The sequence below is a fragment of the Kocuria rhizosphaericola genome, assembly GCF_044462205.1.
GTDB lineage: Bacteria > Actinomycetota > Actinomycetes > Actinomycetales > Micrococcaceae > Kocuria > Kocuria rhizosphaericola.
This window is the reverse complement of the sequence record NZ_JBISWK010000019.1, coordinates 1-17,702: the sequence shown is the minus strand read 5'-3', so window position 1 is coordinate 17,702 and position 17,702 is coordinate 1. Positions and strand designations below refer to the sequence as shown.

The following is a 17,702-nucleotide window of genomic DNA, read 5'->3' as shown; positions in this document are numbered from 1 at the left end:
GGGAACCGGGCCGGCCTCCCCTCCGTGCCATGGCCCAGCCGATGGAAGCAACCGACGACGGGGGCTGCGATCAGCGGCCCACCCGGGAGAGGATGGCGGTGAGAGCGGCCCGCACCCCCGTGGAGAGGGTCGGCTCGACCGCCGGGGCGAAGAACGGGGAGTGGTTCACCGGCACGGGCCCCTCCCCCTCGAGGGTGGCCGCGTCGTGGCCGCCGAACATCCAGAACACCGAGGGCACCCCGATCGCCGCGCCGAGGGCCCCGAAGTCCTCCGAGCCCATCGGCGGCTCGATCTCCACCACGCTGTCCTCCCCCAGCACCTGCCGGAACCGCTCGACGAGAGCGGTGGTGGCCTCGGGATCGTTGTAGTTGCGGGGGAAGGTCGAGATCTCCTCGATGCCAGGCTCCGGGGCCCCGGAGGCCGCCGCCTCCGCACTGATGATCCGCCGCAGGGCCCCCAGCACGTGGTCACGGACGGCGGGATCGAAGGTGCGCACGTTGAGCGTGAACTCGGCGGTGGCCGGGATGATGTTCTCCTTCAGCCCGCCGTGGAAGGTCGCGACGGTGACCACCGCGGCCCGGCGCGCGTCGATCTCGCGGGAGACGATGGTCTGGATCCGGGTGATCATGTGCGCCCCGAGCACGATCGGGTCGACGGCGTCCTGGGGCTGGGACGCGTGCGCCCCCTCGCCGCGCACGGTGACCCGCCACGAGTCGGCCAGCGCCATGGCGTCGCCCACCGAGTAGCTGACCGTGCCCGCCAGGGAGGGCATCACGTGCTGGCCGAGGACGACCTCCGGCAGCGGCGCCTTCTCCCACAGCCCGTCCTCGAGCATGGCCCGGGCGCCGGCGGCGGTCTCCTCCCCGGGCTGGAACACGAGCACCACGGTCCCGGCCCAGGCGTCCCGCGCCCCGGCCAGCAGCTCGGCGGCCGTCAGCAGCACGGCCACGTGCGTGTCGTGGCCGCACCCGTGCATCACGGGGACCTCGGTCCCGTCCTCCAGCCGTCCGGTGGCCGTGCTGGCGTAGTCCACCCCCGTGTCCTCGGCCAGCGGCAGGCCGTCGGTGTCGGCGCGGAAGGCCACCGTGGGCCCCTCGCCGTTGCGCAGCACCCCGACCACGCCGGTGCCGCCGCACCGGAAGTTCTCGATGCCCAGCGCGGTGAGGCGCTGCTCGATCAGGGCCGCGGTGGCGTGCTCCTGCATGGACAGCTCCGGGCTCGCGTGCAGCTCGCGGTACAGCTGGTGCATCTGCAGGCGCAGCCCGTCGGTCAGCTGCGGATATGTGGTGGTGGTCATGGTGCGGTGTCCTTTCGGGGGAACGGTGCTAGTCGATGGGCAATTCGTCCGCGGGGTCCTGCATCCTGTCCGCGACCGGGTCGGCCGGGGCCGACCGGTCGCGCAGGAACCACGCCAGCACGGCGGTGCTGATCACCGCGATGGCGGTCCCGAAGAAGGCGAGCGAAGGGATCGTGGGCACGAGGACGAACACGACGGCGGCGGAGACGACGCCGGCGATGACCGTCATGCGCAGGCTGCGCGTGGAGACGATCGCCTGCACGAGCACCGCGCCGAGGACCGAGGGCAGGATGTACGTCTGGACCACGGCCACGACGTCGGCCGGGACGACACTGACCAGCCAGGTCCCGAGGACGCCGACGAAGATCAGCAGCGAGACGAGGTGCACCGTTGCCGCACCGCCGATGGCCATCACCGCCGCGAGCTCACCGCGCCGCGTGCCCGGCTTGGCGCCGATGGCCGCCTGGGCGATCAGCGCCGAGGGCAGCAGCTTGTTGGAGATGTTGCCGATCATGAACGCCTGGTACATCGAGGCCTGGCCCAGGATCGGGTAGTAGGTCAGCGGCTCCACGATCCACAGCACCCCGAAGGTGCCGGCGATCGCCAGCAGGGCGGTCCAGATCCTGGCGTGGTCCACGTCCAGACCGCTGAAGAGCACGAGGTAGGTGGGGCCGGCCAGGGCGAAGAGCAGCCCGGCGATCATCGTCAGCCGGCCCCAGCGGGCGGTGGTCGTGTCGAACTGCTCGAGGGCAGGAACGGCGGAGTTCACAGTGGTCATGGCAGAAGTCCTTCGGTGGTCTCGGGCGCGGGCTCAGGCGCTGGGGAACACGCCGGCGCCGACGGTGAAGTAGGTGACGACCAGCGCGGTCAGGATGGCGATGCCCAGGGCCCACTCGCGGACCCACTGGGCCCGGAGCGCCTTGGCGATCCCCAGGCACGCCGCCATCACGGCCGCGGAGACGAGGAAGGCCACCACGTGGTTGCCCGACTTCGGCAGCTCCCCGAGCCCGAGGGCGAAGAAGGCCGCGAGCAGGGCAGCCCCGGGGACCACCGTCATCACGGCGGGATTGACCTTGCGCAGGCTGACGTCGCCGCGCTTGAGCAGCGGGGTGAGGATCAGCGTGGCGAGCATCCACATCGCCCCGCCCAGGCTCATCGCCATGAACGCCACGGCGAACACGCCCTGCGTGTAGGTCGGTCCGCCCAGGTCGGCGCCCATGGTGCCCGCGGCGATGCTGGCCGCACCGGTCTCGAAGGACACGGATCCGATCAGCCCGATCCGCACGAGCACGGCCGGGGTGCCGAAGACGGTCAGCAGCGCCACGGCGACGAGGGCCACGGCCAGGGACGGGCCGACCGCCGAGACCGCCCCGGCGCGGAAGGAGGTCCTGAGCTCGGCGGAACTCACCCCGGCGGCGGGAGCCGCCGTGCGGGCGGCCCGGACGTAGATGAGGGTCTGGACGACGATGACGGCGAAGACGCCGAGGGCGCAGATCCACAGCACGGGCAGGTTCGCCACGGCCAGGATGTCGGTGGAGGCGCCGTCGACAACGGTGCGCAGTTTCATGGGAGCTCCCAGAGGTGGTCGGATCGGTGGAGGAGGGCGTCTTCTTCGAGAGTGACGTGACGTCCATCACCTTGCCGAGATATCCTTGAAAGCCTGCATTGATTCCCCGTTCGACCGAAGGAACCAGCATGGAACTGCCCGCGGAGGACCTCGAGCTCGTCCACGCCCTGCAGATCGCACCGCGGGCGACGTGGACCCAGCTGGGGGCCGCGCTCGGCCGCCACCCCACCACCCTCGCCGCTCGCTGGGACCGGCTCCGGGCCGACGGCCGCAGCTGGGTCACCGCCCACCTCGGCACCTCCGGCACGCAGGGCTGCGCCACGTTCATCGGCCTCGAGTGCCGCCCGGGCCGCCGGGCCGAGGTGCTGGAGCGGCTGTGCGCCGTGCCGGAGATCGGCACCGTGGAGGAGTCCGCGCGCGCCTGGGACGTCCGGCTCACCGTCCTCACCCGCAGCTGGGAGCAGATGACCCAGGACGTGCTGCCGCTGGTGCGGGCCGATCCCGCGATCCTGCGGGCCCAGCTCACGGTGGCCACACGGCTCCACGCGATCGGCAGCAACTGGCGCCTCGACGTGCTGTCCCCGGAGCAGCAGCGCCGCGTGAGCGCCCTGCGGCCGGAGGTGCACCGTCCGCACGGCGCCACCCCCGCCCGCCTCGAGGAGCTGACGGCCGTGCTCCAGGGCGACGGGCGCGCCACCGCGGCGGAGATCGCCGCCGCGACGGGCACCCACCCGACGACGGCGGCCCGGCACCTGCGCCAGGCGCTCGAGACCGGTCTCGTCGCCCTCCGCTGCGAACTGGCCCAGCAGTACTCCGGCTACCCGGTGTCGTGCCAGTGGTACGTGCGGGTGCCGCCCGCACAGCTCGAGGCGGCCGTGCGGACCCTGCGCTCCCACCGGACGCTGCGCCTGTGCGCCTCCACCACCGGGGACACCAACCTCACCTTCCTGCTCTGGCTGCGCACCCCCGGGGACATCTTCGACGTCGAGGCCGAGCTGCAGGCCGCCGCGCCGGGGGTCCAGGTCGTGGAGTCCGACGTGGGGGTCCGGACCCACAAGCGCATGGGCTGGATGCTGCGCGACGACTCGACCGCGACCGGCGAGGTGGTGACCGAGCTCGGTCCGGCCGCCCGGTGACGCCGTCCACCGCCCCGGCCGCGCAGGGGTGTGCGGCGGGCGGGACCTGTGCGGCGGCGCTCAGTCCCGGTCCGGGTCCCGCAGGAGGTCCTCCGGGACCAGGTGGGCGTCCCTGACGCCCGCGAGCATCCGGGGGTCGAGCGGCTTGCCGCGCCGGAGGACGCTGATCGTGCCGGAGGCCTCGAAGACCACGCACGCGATCTCGTCCGGGTCGCGCACGCCCGCCTCCCGCAGGGCCCCGAAGAGCTCGGACTCCACCACGTGGACCCGGTGGAGGTTGGCCTCCAGCACCCGTCCGCCGGCCATCAGCAGGACCGCCTGGTTGTTCATCAGCGCCGACACGCGGATCCCCGCGCGGAGCTGGCCGAACCCCGCCTCGAGCGCGAACAGCGTGCCGAGTCCCAGCACGCCCGCGGCGAGCGTGGGCGTGTCCCCCAGGACCGCGCGCCCGGCCACGGCGCCGAGCATGACCGCCACGACCGCGTCGAAGGTCGAGAGCCGGGACAGCACGCGCTGGCCGAAGAGCCGCACCATGAGCAGGAACGCCAGGTAGATCCCCACGGCCGAGGCCACCACCGCCAGCGCCCCGGGAGCGTCCACGCCGAGGAGGGCCACGGCGTCGTCGAGCACGGGTCAGACCTCCTGGTCCGCGAACTGCGTCTCGTAGAGCTCCGCGTAGCGCCCGCTCACGGCGAGCAGCTCGGCGTGCCGGCCGCGCTCCACGATCCGGCCGTCCTCGACCACCAGGATCTGGTCGGCGGAGCGGATGGTCGAGAGCCGGTGGGCGATGACCAGGGCGGTGCGCCCCTCCATCGCCTCGCCCAGGGCCGCCTGGACGCAGGCCTCGTTGGTGGAGTCCAGCGCCGATGTGGCCTCGTCGAGGATCACCACGCGCGGGGCCGCGAGCAGCAGGCGGGCGATCGTCAGCCGCTGCCGCTCCCCGCCGGAGAGCCGGTAGCCGCGCTCGCCCACCACGGTGTCCAGCCCGTCCGGGAGGGAGCGGATCACGTGCTCCATGCGGGCCCGGGCCAGCGCGTCCCACAGCTGGTCGTCCGTGGCCTCCGGCTTCACCAGCGCGAGGTTCTCCCGGATCGACTCGTGGAACAGGTGCCCGTCCTGGGTCACCATCCCGATGGTCTCCCGCAGCGAGGCGAACGTCGCGTCCCGCACGTCCATGCCGCCGATCCGCACTACCCCGGAGCTGACGTCGTAGAGCCGGGCCACGAGCTGGGCGATGGTGGACTTGCCCGCGCCGGAGGAGCCGACGAGGGCGACGGTGTGCCCGGGCAGGACCGTGAAGCTCACCCCGTGCAGCACCTCCTCGCCGCCCCGGGAGTCGAGCACCGCGACGTCCTCGAGCGAGGCCAGTGAGACCTCCTCGGCGGAGGGGTAGGCGAAGCGGACGTCGTCGAACTCCACCGACGCCGGGCCGGCCGGCAGCGACCGGGCGCCCGGCCGCTCCTGGATCAGGGGGACGAGGTCGAGGATCTCGAAGACCCGCTCGAAGCTCACCACGGCGCTCATGACGTCCATCCGGGCGTTCGCGAGCATGGTCAGCGGGGTGTACAGCCGGGTGAGCAGCAGGGCGAGGGTCACGACCGCGCCCGCGTCCAGGTTGCCGAGGATCGCCTGCGCGCCGCCGAGCCCGTAGACCAGGGCCAGGGCCAGCGCGGAGACCAGCGTGAGGGCCGTGACGAACACGGTCTGCAGCATCGCCACCCGCACGCCGATGTCCCGGACGCGGCCGGCGCGGCTCTCGAACTCGGCCGCCTCGGCCTCGGGCCGGCCGAAGAGCTTGACCAGGGTGGCGCCGCCGGCCGAGAACCGTTCGGTCATCTGCGTGGACATGGACGCGTTGTGCTGGGCCGCCTCCCGCTGCAGGCTCGCCAGCCGCCCGCCCATCGCCCGGGCCGGGACCAGGAAGATCGGCAGCAGGAGCACGGACAGCGCGGTGACCTGCCACGAGATCGAGACCATGACGACCACGGTCAGGATCAGGGAGACGACGTTGCTCACCACGCCGGAGAGCGTGTTGGAGAACGCCCGCTGGGCGCCGATCACGTCGTTGTTGAGCCGGGAGACCAGGGCCCCTGTGCGCGTGCGGGTGAAGAAGGCGATCGGCATCCGCTGCACGTGGTCGTAGACGGCGGTGCGCAGGTCCAGGATCAGGCCCTCGCCGATCAGGGAGGAGAGCCACCGGTTGAGGACGTTGAGCCCCGCGTCCACGATCGCCACCGCCGCGATGGCCACCGCGAGCCAGACCACCACCGAGACCTCGTCCCCGGCGTTGATGGCGCGGACGACGTCGCCGGCGAGGATCGGGGTGACCACGCCGAGCAGGGCCGTCAGCACCGAGACGACCAGGAACACCGTGAGCCTCGTCTTGTGCGGGCGCGCGAAGGAGACGATGCGCCGGAGCGTGGCCCGATCGATCTTCCGGTCCTTGACCTCCTGGCCCTGGACGGTGCGCCACAGCACCATGTACGGCGAGTTCTGCATGCTCATGCGCCCAACCCCGATCTGCGGGGATCACCCGCGCTGGATCCGGCGCGGCCCCGTGGTGGTCGTGCGCGCCGCGCCGGGAACGATTTTACGCGCCCGGGCCGACACCTCCGCGTCCGCCGCCCGCCGGCCGGCGCCGGGGCGCGGACGGCGGACGACGACGAGCCCCCGCGCCGCAGGATCCTGCGGGGCGGGGGCTGGGCGTTCCGGTGCCGGGCGGCCTCCGGGAGGACGGCCCGGGAAGGATCAGGCGCGGACGGCGGAACGGCGCTTCCCGGCGATGACGTGGTCCAGCGACCAGCGGCCGGCACCGGCCAGGGCGTAGAGGACGGCCGCGGCGGCGAGCAGCAGGACGAGCTCGACACCGCCGTCGGCGGCGAAGAAGCCGGCGGGAAGGTGCACGAGCACGATGGCGCCCAGCATGTCCAGGGCCAGGAGCGCGGCGACCACGCGGGTGCCGAGGCCCAGGAGGAGCATCAGCCCGCCCACGAGCTCGAGGGCGGCGACGACCGGCGCCGCGAGCTCGGCGGCGGGGACGCCCATCTGGGCGAAGGAGGCCTGGGTGCCGGCGACGGTCCACTCGGTGAACTTCTGCCAGCCGTGCAGGAGGAACGTGGCGCCGAGGACCACGCGCAGGAGGGTCAGGCCGAGGGTCGCCGCGGAGGAGTCGGCGGCGGGGGCGGAGGAACGGACGGGGGACGTGCGCTGCGGCATCTCTGTTGTGGACATGTCACCACCGTAGGGCACAGTTACTTTCCCTGTCAAGCTTATTGCCGGCCGGTGCCGTGCGTCACGGCTGGTCCGAGGCCAGTCCCCGGGCCGTGGGGCCGGCCGCGGAGTCGTCGACCAGGCGTCCGATCAGGGCGAGCTGCTGGACCTGGACCGGCGTCAATCGGTCGATCACCGTCCGCCGGACGTGCTCCACGTGGCCCGGGGCCACCTGCTCGACCCGCTCCAGGCCGCGGTCGGTGATCTCGGCGAGCACCACCCGCTTGTCCTTCTCGCCGCCCGCGCGCACCACCAGGTCGTCGCGCTCGAGGCGCGCGACGATCCGGGACAACCGGGACTGGGAGGTGTTCGTGGCCGCCGCGAGGTCCGACATGCGCCGCCGCCGGTCGGGAGCCTCCGAGAGCATCGCGAGCACCAGGTACTCGGCGAGGCTCAGGTCCGCCTCCGCCTGCAGCTGGGACTCGATGCTGCCGGGCAGCGTGAACATGATGGAGACGAGGGCCAGCCAGGCTTCTCGCTCCTCGGGGGACAGCCATCGGGTCTCGGTCATGGGGCCGATTCTACGAGCCGGTCCTTGACGCCTCATGGGAACATGGCCGCCGAGCGCGCCCCCATAATGGGAGCCATGGATTCCCTCGGCACCTGGCCCCGGCCCGTACCCGCGGACGACCGCGACTTCGACGTCCAGGTCATGCGGCGGCTGCGCACCGCCCCCGGCGACGGCGGCGCGCCCGACCGCCCCTCGCTGGGCGAGCGCCTGGGCACGTCGCTGCTGCTGGTGGTCCCGGTGCTGACCGCGCTCGCCGTGGTCCTGCTGTGGCAGCAGTGGTCCCGGTCCGGCTCGGTGCTGTTCCTCGCCCTCGTCGCCGTGCTGCTCGTGGCCACGGCCCTGTGGTGGACGACCCGGCTCCGGCGCGCCTTCACGACCGCGCAGGGCCGGCTGGGCGCACGCCTGGCGAACGTCGTGGACCACGGCGTGGGCGTCGTCCGGGAGCTCGCCCTCGAGCCGGTCGGCGAGGACGCGGCCGCCACCGGGGACCCCGACGAGGCCACCGCCGGGGGCGGCGGCCGTGTCCGCGCCCGGCTCGAGCTGTCCGTGACCCCGGTGCAGGGGGACCGGTTCAGCACCGTCGTGGAGGCCCTCTACGACGCCGACGCCGCGCTCCTCCTGGAGGTCGGCTCGCACGGGCCCGTCCGTTTCCTGCGCGACGACCCGGAGGGGACCACCGTGATCGACACCCGGCTCTCCGAGGAGCAGGTCGCACAGGTCTACCGGGGCGCCGCCCTCAACTGACCGGCACGGTGGTTCCGCGACCTGGTCGGTGACGGGCTGCGGAGCCCTCCGCACAGGGGGACCGTGCGGCCGCGCCGCGGAGTCCTGCAGCGGCGGCTCACCCGCCGCTCCGGGCGGCCGCCCGCCGCTCCTCCTCGACCCGCAGCCGGAGCTGCTCGCACAGGTCCTCCCCCGCGCGCAGCAGCTCCGGCATCCGGTCCCGTTCGGTGGTCTGCGCCCGGAAGGCGTCGGCCACGCCCACCCCGTGCCCGGCGCGGCGGACCAGCTCGACCGGCAGCCCGGCCCGCACCGTGCCCGGCGACAGGACCTTCAGATAGGCCCCGGAGCGGCCCCGCTCCGTGAAGCGGCGCAGCCAGCCGCGCACCTCCATGCTCGCGCGGAACGTGCCGCAGGGGATGCGCGCGTCCGTGACCTGCAGCAGGACCTCGCCGATCCGCCAGACGTCGCCCAGCTGCGCTCCGTCGACGTCGAAGCCGGAGAGCGTGAGGTTCTCCCCGAAGAAGCCGTCGGGGATCTCCCGCCCCAGCTCCCGCTCCCAGAAGTCCAGCTCCTCGCGCGCGAACGCGTACACCGCCTGGTCCGTGCCGCCGTGGTACTTGCCGTCGCCGATGAAGTCGCCGGCCAGGCCCGAGCCGAGCCCGCCCCGGCGCGGACCCGGTTCGCGGACCTCCACCGGACCGTCCACGGGGCGCTTGCGGATGCCCGTGGGCCGGTTCCGCTTGGCGGGGTTCACCTCCGCACGGCCGACGTTGACACTCTCGACGTGGGCGGTCATGAGCGGTCCTCCATCCCGGGGTCCGGAGCCCCCTCGGTGCGCTCCTCGAGCTCGTTGTGGTGGGTCGGAGAATACACCGCCGAGCCGATCAGGTAGCCGGACCGGACGACCGCCATGGCACCCACGGAGGAGGTCACCAGCTGGAGCAGCACCGCGGCCACGAGCTTGATCGCCGTCGTGACCCCCGGGACGAAGAAGAAGACGCCCAGGAGGATGAGGGCGATGCCCACGCCGGCTGCGGTGGCCACGGCCGAGGACCGGGTGTAGAGGTCCGGCAGGCGCACGAGGCCCACCATGGCGGTGAGGAACACCAGGGAGCCCAGCACGATCAGCACCTGGCCGGCGACGCTCATCCAGAGGTGCTCGTGCAGGACGGGGTCGAAGACCATGCTCACCGCCTCCCGTTGGTCAGGGCCCGGGCGAGCGAGACCGTGGCCAGGAGGCCCACCAGCGTCGCCACGAGCACGAGGTCGAACACGGCCCGGCTGCCCACCAGGACCCCCAGCAGGGCGACGAGACCGATCACCGAGAAGAACAGCAGGTCCGAGGCGATCACCCGGTTGGCGTCGTTGGGACCCACGAACATCCGGATGCCGGCGACCACGACGGAAGCCGTCAGCACCAGCACGCCGAAGAGGATGCCGATCACGGCGGTGCTCCTTCCGCCCGGACGGCCCGCAGCAGGCGGGCCTCGAACTCGCGAAGACGGCGCCGGGCCGAGTCCGGGTCGTCGTCGTACATGACGTGCACATAGAGATCGTAGTCGGGGGGCCTCCCGTCCTCGTGCCCGTCCCGGAAGACAGTGGCGAGGGTCAGGGTTCCCGGGGTCAGGGAGATGAGCACGGCGAGCGTGGCGGTCTCGAACTCGTTGCGGCACCGGCTCCGGAAGCGCACGACGATCGGGGAGGACCGCTGCTGCACGGTGAACACATCGTGCATCACCGTGAGGTTCGAGACCAGGACCTCCCTGGCGAACCACAGCAGGAACCCGACGAAGCGGGGCAACCACGTCATCCACTTCATGTCCCGAACACCGCCTCCACGTACGCCCGGGTGTCGACCAGCCCGTCGGCCGCCACGGCGGAGACCCCCAGGAGCAGCTCCCCGCCCACGCCGAACGTCAGGGTCACCAGGGCCAGGACCAGCGCCGGTGCCACGAGCCGGGCGGGGATGCGCGGCTCCCGCACGCCGGCGGTCTCGAGGACCTCCCGGGCCGAGTCCTCCGGCTCGCCCAGGAACATCTTCCCCCACACCTTGAGCATGGACAGCAGCGTGAACAGGCTCACGACCACCGCGACCGCCGCCACCGCCGTCCGCCCCTCCCCGAAGGCGGCGAGCACGAGGGACAGCTTGGCCACGAAGCCCGAGAACGGCGGCAGGCCCACCAGGGACATGGCCGCCACGAAGAAGACGGCCGCGGTCAGGGGCTCGCGCCGGAGCAGTCCCGTGACGTGGCCCAGCGGATAGCGTCCGTAGCCGATCTCGACCGCGCCGATCGACAGGAACAGCGAGGCCTTCACGACCGTGTGGTGCAGCAGGTAGAAGATCCCGGCGGTCAGGCCCGCCGGGCCGAAGAGGGCGACGCCCAGCAGGATGTAGCCGATCTGGCTGACCATGTGGAAGGCCAGGACGCTGCGGGCGTCCCGCTCGCCCACGGCCCCGAGCACGCCCACGACCATCGTCACGGAGAACATCACGAGACCGACCCACAGGAACTCCTCCGCGCCGTCGAACACCACGGCGTAGATCCGGTAGATCGCGTAGATCGCCACCTTGGTGTGCAGCCCGGAGAAGAGGGCCGTGACCGTGGGGGACATGAACGGGTAGGTCCGGGCCAGCCAGCCGTGCACGGGCACCACGGCCGCCTTGACGGACAGGGCCAAGAGCACGACCGCGACCGCGATCGCCACCGCGGAGTCCTCCGCGGCGCGGCCGGCGAGCTCGGCCAGGTTCACGGTGCCCGCGACGCCGTAGACGAGGGCGACCCCGGCCACCAGCACGGTCGAGGCCAGCAGGTTGACCGTCACGTAGATCCGCGCGGACGTCACCTGCATCAGCCGCCCGCGGCCCCGGTGGGCGAGGATGATCAGGCCGTACGAGGGCAGGAGCATCGTCTCGATGAACACGAACAGGTTGAAGAGGTCCGCCGTCAGCAGCGCGCCGTTGAACCCGGCGGTCAGCACGAGCACCAGCGGCGCGAAGAACCGCTTGCGCGCCTGGTGGGAGACCACCCCGAACCACGCACAGATCAGGGTGAGACCACCCGTCATCGCGAGCATCAGCGCCGTGAGCATGTCGGCGACGAAGGGGATGGACACCCCCGGGGGCCACTGGCCCACGGCGTGGGCCAGGACGGTCGGACCGTCCCGCAGGGCGGCCACGAGCCACAGGGACGCCACGACGTCCACCCCGAGCACGCCCAGCAGCGTGGTCCGGCTGACGCCGCGGGGGTCGCCCAGCAGCACGAGCACTCCCGCCGCGAGCAGCGGGACGACGACGAACAGCGGGAGCAGGTCCGCGCTCATGCGCGACCACCCGGGGACCTTCTCCTCCTGGACGAGTGGCTGCCGGTGCGGCGCACGGCACGGGGACGGAGCTCGTCGGCCGCGAGCGCCGTGGACCCTCCGGCGTCGTCGATGAAGGTGGGGGTCTCCGTCTCCCGGCCGGTGAGCTCGAGGTCGGTGTCGTCGTCGGCGTCGCCGGTCACTGCGAGCACCAGCAGATAGATCGTCACGGCGAACGAGATGACGATGGCGGTCAGCACGAAGGCCTGGGGCAGAGGATCGGCCGTGGTCGCCGGATCAGGGCCTCCCCCGAGCGCCTCACCGCGCCGGTCGGCCCCGCCGGCGGCGAGGATGATCAGGTTCACGGCGTGGCTGAGGAACATGAAGCCGATGACCACGCGGACCATGCCCCGGCGCAGCATCATGAACACTCCTCCGGCGACGAGCACGCCGACGGTCAGGGCGATCGCCATCAGCGCTCCTCTCCGGCGGCAGGGCGCCGCGCGCGGAAGGGGCCCGGGCGTCCCGGCAGCGGCGGAAGGGTCCGGTCCTGCTCGTCGTGCACCACGCCGATGGGCGCCGTCTCGCTGCTGTGCGGCGTGGCCGTGGTGGTCGTGGAAGGGGGGCCGTAGTGCAGCACCGAGGAGGCGGAGCCCGCGTGGCGCAGGGGAAGGGGCTCCTTCTCGTCGACGCCGAGCCGGCTGATGGCGGCGACGATCACCCCGACCACGGCGAGGTAGACGCCGACGTCGAAGACGAGCGCCGTGGTGACCTTGAGGCCGAGCACGTCGACGTGCAGCGGACGGAGGAAGGAGCCCTCGAGCAGCCCCAGCAGCCCGACCACGACGGCGACCACGACGCCCGCGCCGATGAACCGCGTGTAGGGCAGGCGCATGCGGCTGACGCGGTCGTCGGGGGCGGTGAGGTAGACCAGGGCGATGCCGGCGGCGCCGATCAGGGCGGAGATGAACCCTCCGCCGGGGGCGTTGTGCCCGCGCAGCAGGAAGAAGAGGGACAGCGCCACGATGATGGGGCCCAGGGTGCGGGCGGTGACCCGCAGGACCAGCGTGTTGTCCCGGGGGCTGCGGATCGGTGAGGCGTCCGGTTCGGTGATCGGGCTCGGCCGCTTGGGGAGCAGGCCGCGGGACTCGATGGCCACCACGATCGCGAGGCCGGCCACGCCCAGCACCGTCAGCTCGCCGAGGGTGTCCAGGGCACGGAAGTCCACGAGGATCGTGTTGACCACGTTCGTGCCGCCCGTCTGCTCCTCTCCCTCCTCGAGGAAGTACCTCCCGGCGGGGGACAGCGCCCGCCGGTCCGTGAGCAGCCAGGTGGCGGCCGCCGCGCCCGCGCCCGCCAGGACCGCCACGCCCGCCGCCACCCATCCCCGGACCGCGCCGGTGCGGTGGAACGTGGAGGGCAGCCGGTTGAGGAGCAGGACGATGACCACCACGGTGAGCACCTCCACGAGCAGCTGCGTCAGGGCGACGTCCGTGGCCCCGAGGGCGTAGAACCACAGGGCGACCGCGAAGCCGACGTCGCCCGCGATGGTCAGCAGTCCCACCCGGCTGCGGGCCCGCAGCGCGAGGGCCACCCCGATGAGCACGAGGACCAGCAGGACCCAGTCGGTGAGCGTGGACGGGTCGCCGTAGAGGCCGGGCACCTCCACCGTCAGCAGACCCACCGCGGCCAGTGCCACGAGTGCGACGACCGGGGGCATCAGGTGCCGGCGGGGGACGTCGGAGCGGGTGGGCCGGCCGACCTGCTCCCCCAGGGCGATGGATCCGCGGCGGAAGGCCTCCACCACGGCGACGCCGGTCACGGGGAACGACCGCCGGCCCAGGACGCGGTCCACGGGCCGGCGCCCCAGGACGAGCACGCCGCCGAGACCGAACACCGCCAGCGACATGAACAGCTCCGGTGACCACCCGTGCCACAGGCCCAGGTCCGGTTCGGCGCCGCCCCCGGCCACGGCGGTCGAGGCCGCCCCCAGCAGCGGTTCGGCCACGGAGCCCGCGAGGCCGAGGGCCGGCCCCGCCAGGGCGACCGCGGCCACGGGCGCCAGGAAGGCCGCCGGGGCCTCCCGGGGCGCGTCCGCCGGGGCCCGGCCGGGCAGCACGGTGAGCATCCGCGCCGAGTAGGCGAAGGTGCAGGCCGCGGCGAGCACCGCCACGGTGCCCACGAGCCACACGGCCGCGTCCGGGGCGGGGCTGTGCGCCATGGCCTTGAACATCGCCTCCTTGGAGACGAAGCCGAACAGCGGAGGCAGCCCCGCCATCGAGGCCGCGCCGAGGACCATGATCCCCGCGGTCGCGGGCATCGTGCGGGCCAGCCCGGACAGGGCCCGGATGTCGCGGGTGCCGGCCTGGTGGTCGATCACGCCGACGGCCATGAACAGCGCGGCCTTGAACAGCGCGTGGGCCGCCACGTGCACGGCGGCGCCGACGGCCGCGTACTCGGTGCCGATGCCGATGGTCGCCGTCAGGAAGCCCAGCTGGCTCACCGTCGAGTAGGCCAGCAGCTCCTTGAGGTCGTGGCGCTGCAGCGCGAGGACCGCTCCCATCAGCGCCGTGAGCAGACCGACCGACACGAGCAGGACGTTCCACACCGGCACCGCGTGCAGCGCCTCCGTGAAGCGGAGCATCAGGTAGATGCCGGCCTTCACCATCGCCGCCGCGTGCAGGTACGCGCTCACCGGCGTGATCGCGACCATCGCGTCCGGCAGCCAGGCGTGGAACGGGAACTGCGCGGACTTGGTGAAGGCCGCCAGGGCCACGAGCACGGCGACCGCCGCGGCGACACCGGGGGACGAGTCCCACACGCCGTCCGCCAGCACGGCGCTGAGCCGTGTGGTCCCCGTCGCGGCCCACATCACGGCCACCGCCGTGAGCAGGCACAGCCCGCCGGCCGCGGTGACCAGGAACGTCCGGATCGCGGGGTCGCGGCCCTCCGGCCCGGAGCGGGCGATCAGCAGGAACGAACACAGCGTGGTGAGCTCCCACGCCACGAACAGGAGCACGAGGTCGTCGGCGAGGACCAGCGCGAGCATCGCCGCCGCGAAGAACGTCATCAGGGTGTAGAAGGACGCGTGCGCGCCGCGGCCCAGGTAGCGGGCCGACCAGGCGACGACCACCGCGCCGATCACCAGCACGAGCAACCCGAAGAGCAGCCCGAGCCCGTCGAGGCGCAGGTGGAAGGAGATCCCCAGGGTGGGCATCCACGGGACCTGCTGGACCACGCCCCCCGGCTCCACCCGGCCGTTCCACGCGGCCACGAGGCCTCCCGCGAGGGCGAGCAGGCCCCCGGCGAGGGACCAGCCGGCGTTCCGGCCCGCGAAGCGGCCGAGCACGCCCGCCGCGGGAACCAGGAGAACCGCGAGAGCGAGGATGACGAGGAGGGACACGCCTGGCAACCGTCCGGTCGAAGGGAGGGAACGAGGTGGGCGGACCCGGCGGAGTCCTCGACACGGAACCCGGAACGGGTCCGCCGGGGGTCAGCGCCGCGGCTTGAAGGCGCTCGAACCCGTTGCCGGGACGACCGGAGTGGCCTGCGTCTCGGCCTCCGGCTCGCCGGGCGTGCCGCGCCCCGCGTCCTCCGGCGGGAGCACTGCCTCGGGCTCGTCAGCACGGTCCTCGGCGAGGGCGCCGTCCTGGTCGCCGGCGCGGACGTCTCCGGCCGAGAGGGACGGACGGCGCCGCGGGGCCGTTCCGGGAGCGCGCGGCGCGTCGTTGATCTCGGTGACGGACACGGCCATCGCGTTGAGCGCGAGGCCGGCGAGCGCGAACAGCCACGCCGCGACGGGGGACCACACCAGGCCGAGGAGCACTCCGACCACGACGAGGGCGATGGAGGTCAGATAGGCGGGTGTCAGAACGCGCTGGACGTTGAACTTCATGGTTTCATTCCACCACGCGCGCGTGCGGATCGACCAACGGGCCCGGCCGTTTCCCCGCGCCGTCCCCGGGAGGTCTGGCCCGTGACGTTTCGGGCGTATACCGTCGGCGGCATGGAAGCCCCCGACCCCGAGCTGCTCGAGCTGGCGCGATCCGCCCGCACGGTGACCGTGCTCTCCGGCGCCGGCATGTCGGCGGAGAGCGGGGTGCCCACCTTCCGGGACGCCGGAACGGGACTGTGGGCCCGCTGGTCCCCCGAGGAGCTGGCCACCCCCGAGGCGTGGGACGCCGACCCCGAGCTCGTCTGGTCGTGGTACCTCTGGCGGGCCCGGCAGGTGCGCCGGCTCCGCCCGAACGCCGGGCACCGGGCGGTCGCCCGGTGGGCGGACCGCGCCCGCGTCCACGTGGTCACCCAGAACGTGGACGACCTCCACGAGCGGGCGGGCTCCAGGGTCCTCGCCCACCTGCACGGCAGCCTGTTCGCGTTCCGCTGCTCCGTCTGCGGCGCTCCGTTCCCGGCGCGCCTCGTCCCGGGCCTGGCAGCGGGGACCGGTGCGCAGCGGCCGCCCGACCCCCCGGAGCCCGCCCGCGAACGCCTGCCGGAGTGCCCCGCGTGCGGCGGGCCGGTGCGGCCCGCCGTCGTGTGGTTCGGGGAGCTGCTCCCCGAGGAGGCCGTGGAACGGGCCGCCGCCGCCGTGGCCGAGGCGGACCTCGTGCTCGTCGTGGGCACCTCCGGGCTCGTGCAGCCGGCCGCCTCCCTGCCGCTGGTCGCGGTCGGACGGGGCACGCCCGTGGTCGAGGTCAACCCGGAGGACACCGCGCTCACCCCGCACGCGGACCGCACCGTGCGGGCCGGCGCGGCCGAGGCGCTGCCGCTCCTCCTGCCCCCGCCGGACGGCCGCCGCCCGGCGGCCCGGCGGCCGAGCACCGGCCGCTGACCGCCGACTGCCCGCCGCCCCCCGCTGGACACCGGCAACCGATTGCGACGACCGATTGCTGAGAGCAGAAAGCACGCTGTCCTTCTTGTCAGCGCGCCGCGGCGGTTGGAGACTGATCGACGGACACCGGGCCAGGGTGTTCTCCTCCCGGCCCTCCCTGACGGCCCCCGGGCTGTCTCCCCACGAAAGGCACGGTCCATGACCCAGTCCACGACGCAGTCCCCGGCCCTCACCCTGCACGACGGCCACACCATCCCGCAGCTCGGCTACGGCGTGTGGCAGATCGACGCCGACATCGCCGAGGACGTGGTGGGACAGGCCCTCGAGGCCGGGTACCGCCACATCGACACCGCCATGATCTACGGCAACGAGGAGGGCGTGGGGCGGGCGATCGCCAACAGCGGCATCCCGCGCGACGAGATCTTCGTGACCACCAAGCTGTGGAACGACGACCACGGCCACGACTCCGCGCTGAGGGCGATCGACGCCTCCCTGGAGCGCCTCGGCCTGGACCGCGTGGACCTGTACCTCATCCACTGGCCCACGCCGAAGCGCGGCAAGTACGTGGAGACCTGGAAGGCCTTCCAGGAGATCCGGGACAGCGGCAGGGCCCGGTCCATCGGAGTCTCCAACTTCCCGCGCGAGGAGCTGCAGGAGATCATCGACGCGACGGGCGTGGTCCCCGTGGTGAACCAGGTGGAGCTGCACCCCTACTTCAACCAGTCCGCGCTGCGGGACTTCAACGCCTCCCACGGCATCCTGACCGAGGCGTGGTCCCCCCTGGGCCAGGGCGGCGACCTGCTGAAGGACCCCGCGATCGGCTCGATCGCCCGCAAGCACGGCGCCACACCGGGGCAGGTCATCATCGCCTGGCACCTGGCGATCGGCAACGTGGTCTTCCCCAAGACCGTCACCCCGGAGCGGATCCGCGAGAACCACGGGGCCCTCGACGTCCGCCTGGACGACGAGGACGTCCAGGCGATCAGCGGCCTCGACAACGGCGGGCGGATCGGCTCGGACCCGAAGGACTTCAACTGATCCGAGGCTCTCTCCCGGCGACGCCCGGG

The 17,702-nt window shown here is 73.1% G+C and carries 19 protein-coding genes; 4 read left to right on the top strand and 15 right to left on the bottom strand.

Features of this window, described 5'->3' with window-relative positions; genetic code table 11:
- Nucleotides 1-70: 70 nt before the first annotated feature.
- From ACH9D2_RS01765 to ACH9D2_RS01755, 3 genes are read right to left on the bottom strand one after another with little or no spacing between them, the layout of a single operon-like run.
- Nucleotides 71-1,297, bottom strand: coding sequence for an amidohydrolase (locus ACH9D2_RS01765; RefSeq protein WP_396361037.1), 1,227 nt, complete (start codon nt 1,295-1,297; stop codon nt 71-73).
- 28 nt (nt 1,298-1,325) lie between these two features.
- Nucleotides 1,326-2,075 (bottom strand): hypothetical protein, encoded by a 750-nt coding sequence (locus ACH9D2_RS01760; RefSeq protein WP_396361036.1) that lies wholly within the window; start codon nt 2,073-2,075, stop codon nt 1,326-1,328.
- A gap of 33 nt (nt 2,076-2,108) precedes the next feature.
- The gene (locus ACH9D2_RS01755; protein WP_396361035.1) at nt 2,109-2,864 is read right to left on the bottom strand and encodes a DUF5058 family protein; all 756 of its coding nucleotides are present in this window, start codon (nt 2,862-2,864) and stop codon (nt 2,109-2,111) included.
- A gap of 128 nt (nt 2,865-2,992) precedes the next feature.
- Between ACH9D2_RS01755 and ACH9D2_RS01750 the strand changes: the two genes are divergently transcribed.
- Nucleotides 2,993-4,000: an AsnC family transcriptional regulator gene (locus tag ACH9D2_RS01750; RefSeq protein ID WP_396361034.1), complete on the top strand. Its 1,008-nt coding sequence runs from the start codon at nt 2,993-2,995 to the stop codon at nt 3,998-4,000.
- Nucleotides 4,001-4,060: 60 nt separating this feature from the next.
- Here the strand turns inward: ACH9D2_RS01750 and ACH9D2_RS01745 are convergent, their stop codons facing one another.
- From ACH9D2_RS01745 to ACH9D2_RS01730, 4 genes are all read right to left on the bottom strand, one after another.
- Entirely contained in the window at nt 4,061-4,630 is a 570-nt protein-coding gene (locus ACH9D2_RS01745; RefSeq protein WP_396361033.1) for a DUF421 domain-containing protein, read from the bottom strand.
- A 3-nt stretch (nt 4,631-4,633) separates the two neighbouring features.
- Nucleotides 4,634-6,481, bottom strand: a complete 1,848-nt coding sequence (locus ACH9D2_RS01740) for an ABC transporter transmembrane domain-containing protein (RefSeq protein WP_396361039.1) — start codon at nt 6,479-6,481, stop codon at nt 4,634-4,636.
- Nucleotides 6,482-6,748: 267 nt separating this feature from the next.
- On the bottom strand, nt 6,749-7,216 hold the full coding sequence (locus ACH9D2_RS01735; protein WP_396361038.1) for a DoxX family protein: 468 nt from the start codon (nt 7,214-7,216) through the stop codon (nt 6,749-6,751).
- A 76-nt stretch (nt 7,217-7,292) separates the two neighbouring features.
- Nucleotides 7,293-7,781, bottom strand: a complete 489-nt coding sequence (locus ACH9D2_RS01730; protein WP_396361032.1) for a MarR family winged helix-turn-helix transcriptional regulator — start codon at nt 7,779-7,781, stop codon at nt 7,293-7,295.
- Nucleotides 7,782-7,856: 75 nt separating this feature from the next.
- Here ACH9D2_RS01730 and ACH9D2_RS01725 point away from each other — a divergent pair, with 75 nt between their 5' ends.
- The gene (locus tag ACH9D2_RS01725) at nt 7,857-8,525 is read left to right on the top strand and encodes a hypothetical protein (RefSeq protein ID WP_396361031.1); all 669 of its coding nucleotides are present in this window, start codon (nt 7,857-7,859) and stop codon (nt 8,523-8,525) included.
- Between the two features lie 97 nt (nt 8,526-8,622).
- Here ACH9D2_RS01725 and ACH9D2_RS01720 read toward each other — a convergent pair whose 3' ends face one another.
- The 8 genes from ACH9D2_RS01720 to ACH9D2_RS01685 all read right to left on the bottom strand — a co-directional run bounded on the left by ACH9D2_RS01720 (nt 8,623) and on the right by ACH9D2_RS01685 (nt 15,699).
- Nucleotides 8,623-9,300 (bottom strand): MOSC domain-containing protein, encoded by a 678-nt coding sequence (locus ACH9D2_RS01720; RefSeq protein ID WP_396361030.1) that lies wholly within the window; start codon nt 9,298-9,300, stop codon nt 8,623-8,625.
- Nucleotides 9,297-9,689, bottom strand: coding sequence for a monovalent cation/H(+) antiporter subunit G (locus ACH9D2_RS01715; RefSeq protein WP_396361029.1), 393 nt, complete (start codon nt 9,687-9,689; stop codon nt 9,297-9,299). Before ACH9D2_RS01715 ends, ACH9D2_RS01720 begins: the two co-directional genes overlap by 4 nt.
- A gap of 2 nt (nt 9,690-9,691) precedes the next feature.
- Nucleotides 9,692-9,949, bottom strand: a complete 258-nt coding sequence (locus ACH9D2_RS01710) for a monovalent cation/H+ antiporter complex subunit F (RefSeq protein ID WP_396361028.1) — start codon at nt 9,947-9,949, stop codon at nt 9,692-9,694.
- On the bottom strand, nt 9,946-10,314 hold the full coding sequence (locus ACH9D2_RS01705; protein WP_396361027.1) for a Na+/H+ antiporter subunit E: 369 nt from the start codon (nt 10,312-10,314) through the stop codon (nt 9,946-9,948). The genes ACH9D2_RS01710 and ACH9D2_RS01705 overlap by 4 nt, the downstream gene beginning before the upstream one ends.
- A gap of 5 nt (nt 10,315-10,319) precedes the next feature.
- The gene (locus ACH9D2_RS01700) at nt 10,320-11,825 is read right to left on the bottom strand and encodes a monovalent cation/H+ antiporter subunit D family protein (protein WP_396361026.1); all 1,506 of its coding nucleotides are present in this window, start codon (nt 11,823-11,825) and stop codon (nt 10,320-10,322) included.
- Entirely contained in the window at nt 11,822-12,277 is a 456-nt protein-coding gene (locus tag ACH9D2_RS01695; RefSeq protein WP_396361025.1) for a sodium:proton antiporter, read from the bottom strand. Before ACH9D2_RS01695 ends, ACH9D2_RS01700 begins: the two co-directional genes overlap by 4 nt.
- Entirely contained in the window at nt 12,277-15,207 is a 2,931-nt protein-coding gene (locus tag ACH9D2_RS01690) for a DUF4040 family protein (RefSeq protein ID WP_396361024.1), read from the bottom strand. Before ACH9D2_RS01690 ends, ACH9D2_RS01695 begins: the two co-directional genes overlap by 1 nt.
- Before the next feature lie 90 nt (nt 15,208-15,297).
- Nucleotides 15,298-15,699: a hypothetical protein gene (locus ACH9D2_RS01685; protein WP_396361023.1), complete on the bottom strand. Its 402-nt coding sequence runs from the start codon at nt 15,697-15,699 to the stop codon at nt 15,298-15,300.
- 111 nt (nt 15,700-15,810) lie between these two features.
- Between ACH9D2_RS01685 and ACH9D2_RS01680 the strand changes: the two genes are divergently transcribed.
- Nucleotides 15,811-16,635 (top strand): NAD-dependent protein deacylase, encoded by an 825-nt coding sequence (locus ACH9D2_RS01680; protein ID WP_396361022.1) that lies wholly within the window; start codon nt 15,811-15,813, stop codon nt 16,633-16,635.
- A 198-nt stretch (nt 16,636-16,833) separates the two neighbouring features.
- The gene (locus ACH9D2_RS01675; RefSeq protein ID WP_396361021.1) at nt 16,834-17,673 is read left to right on the top strand and encodes an aldo/keto reductase; all 840 of its coding nucleotides are present in this window, start codon (nt 16,834-16,836) and stop codon (nt 17,671-17,673) included.
- The last annotated feature ends 29 nt before the right edge of the window (nt 17,674-17,702 follow it).

What these genes read in the sequence shown, in the direction of transcription:
- ACH9D2_RS01675 (WP_396361021.1), top strand. Translation starts at nt 16,834, where the DNA reads ATGACCCAGTCCACGACGCAGTCCCCGGCCCTCACCCTGCACGACGGC.
- ACH9D2_RS01740 (WP_396361039.1), bottom strand. Translation starts at nt 6,481, where the DNA reads ATGGTGCTGTGGCGCACCGTCCAGGGCCAGGAGGTCAAGGACCGGAAG.
- ACH9D2_RS01730 (WP_396361032.1), bottom strand. Translation starts at nt 7,781, where the DNA reads ATGACCGAGACCCGATGGCTGTCCCCCGAGGAGCGAGAAGCCTGGCTG.
- ACH9D2_RS01725 (WP_396361031.1), top strand. Translation starts at nt 7,857, where the DNA reads ATGGATTCCCTCGGCACCTGGCCCCGGCCCGTACCCGCGGACGACCGC.
- ACH9D2_RS01750 (WP_396361034.1), top strand. Translation starts at nt 2,993, where the DNA reads ATGGAACTGCCCGCGGAGGACCTCGAGCTCGTCCACGCCCTGCAGATC.
- ACH9D2_RS01720 (WP_396361030.1), bottom strand. Translation starts at nt 9,300, where the DNA reads ATGACCGCCCACGTCGAGAGTGTCAACGTCGGCCGTGCGGAGGTGAAC.
- ACH9D2_RS01760 (WP_396361036.1), bottom strand. Translation starts at nt 2,075, where the DNA reads ATGACCACTGTGAACTCCGCCGTTCCTGCCCTCGAGCAGTTCGACACG.
- ACH9D2_RS01685 (WP_396361023.1), bottom strand. Translation starts at nt 15,699, where the DNA reads ATGAAGTTCAACGTCCAGCGCGTTCTGACACCCGCCTATCTGACCTCC.
- ACH9D2_RS01755 (WP_396361035.1), bottom strand. Translation starts at nt 2,864, where the DNA reads ATGAAACTGCGCACCGTTGTCGACGGCGCCTCCACCGACATCCTGGCC.
- ACH9D2_RS01700 (WP_396361026.1), bottom strand. Translation starts at nt 11,825, where the DNA reads ATGAGCGCGGACCTGCTCCCGCTGTTCGTCGTCGTCCCGCTGCTCGCG.
- ACH9D2_RS01680 (WP_396361022.1), top strand. Translation starts at nt 15,811, where the DNA reads ATGGAAGCCCCCGACCCCGAGCTGCTCGAGCTGGCGCGATCCGCCCGC.
- ACH9D2_RS01705 (WP_396361027.1), bottom strand. Translation starts at nt 10,314, where the DNA reads ATGACGTGGTTGCCCCGCTTCGTCGGGTTCCTGCTGTGGTTCGCCAGG.
- ACH9D2_RS01695 (WP_396361025.1), bottom strand. Translation starts at nt 12,277, where the DNA reads ATGGCGATCGCCCTGACCGTCGGCGTGCTCGTCGCCGGAGGAGTGTTC.
- ACH9D2_RS01735 (WP_396361038.1), bottom strand. Translation starts at nt 7,216, where the DNA reads ATGCCGCAGCGCACGTCCCCCGTCCGTTCCTCCGCCCCCGCCGCCGAC.
- ACH9D2_RS01765 (WP_396361037.1), bottom strand. Translation starts at nt 1,297, where the DNA reads ATGACCACCACCACATATCCGCAGCTGACCGACGGGCTGCGCCTGCAG.
- ACH9D2_RS01715 (WP_396361029.1), bottom strand. Translation starts at nt 9,689, where the DNA reads ATGGTCTTCGACCCCGTCCTGCACGAGCACCTCTGGATGAGCGTCGCC.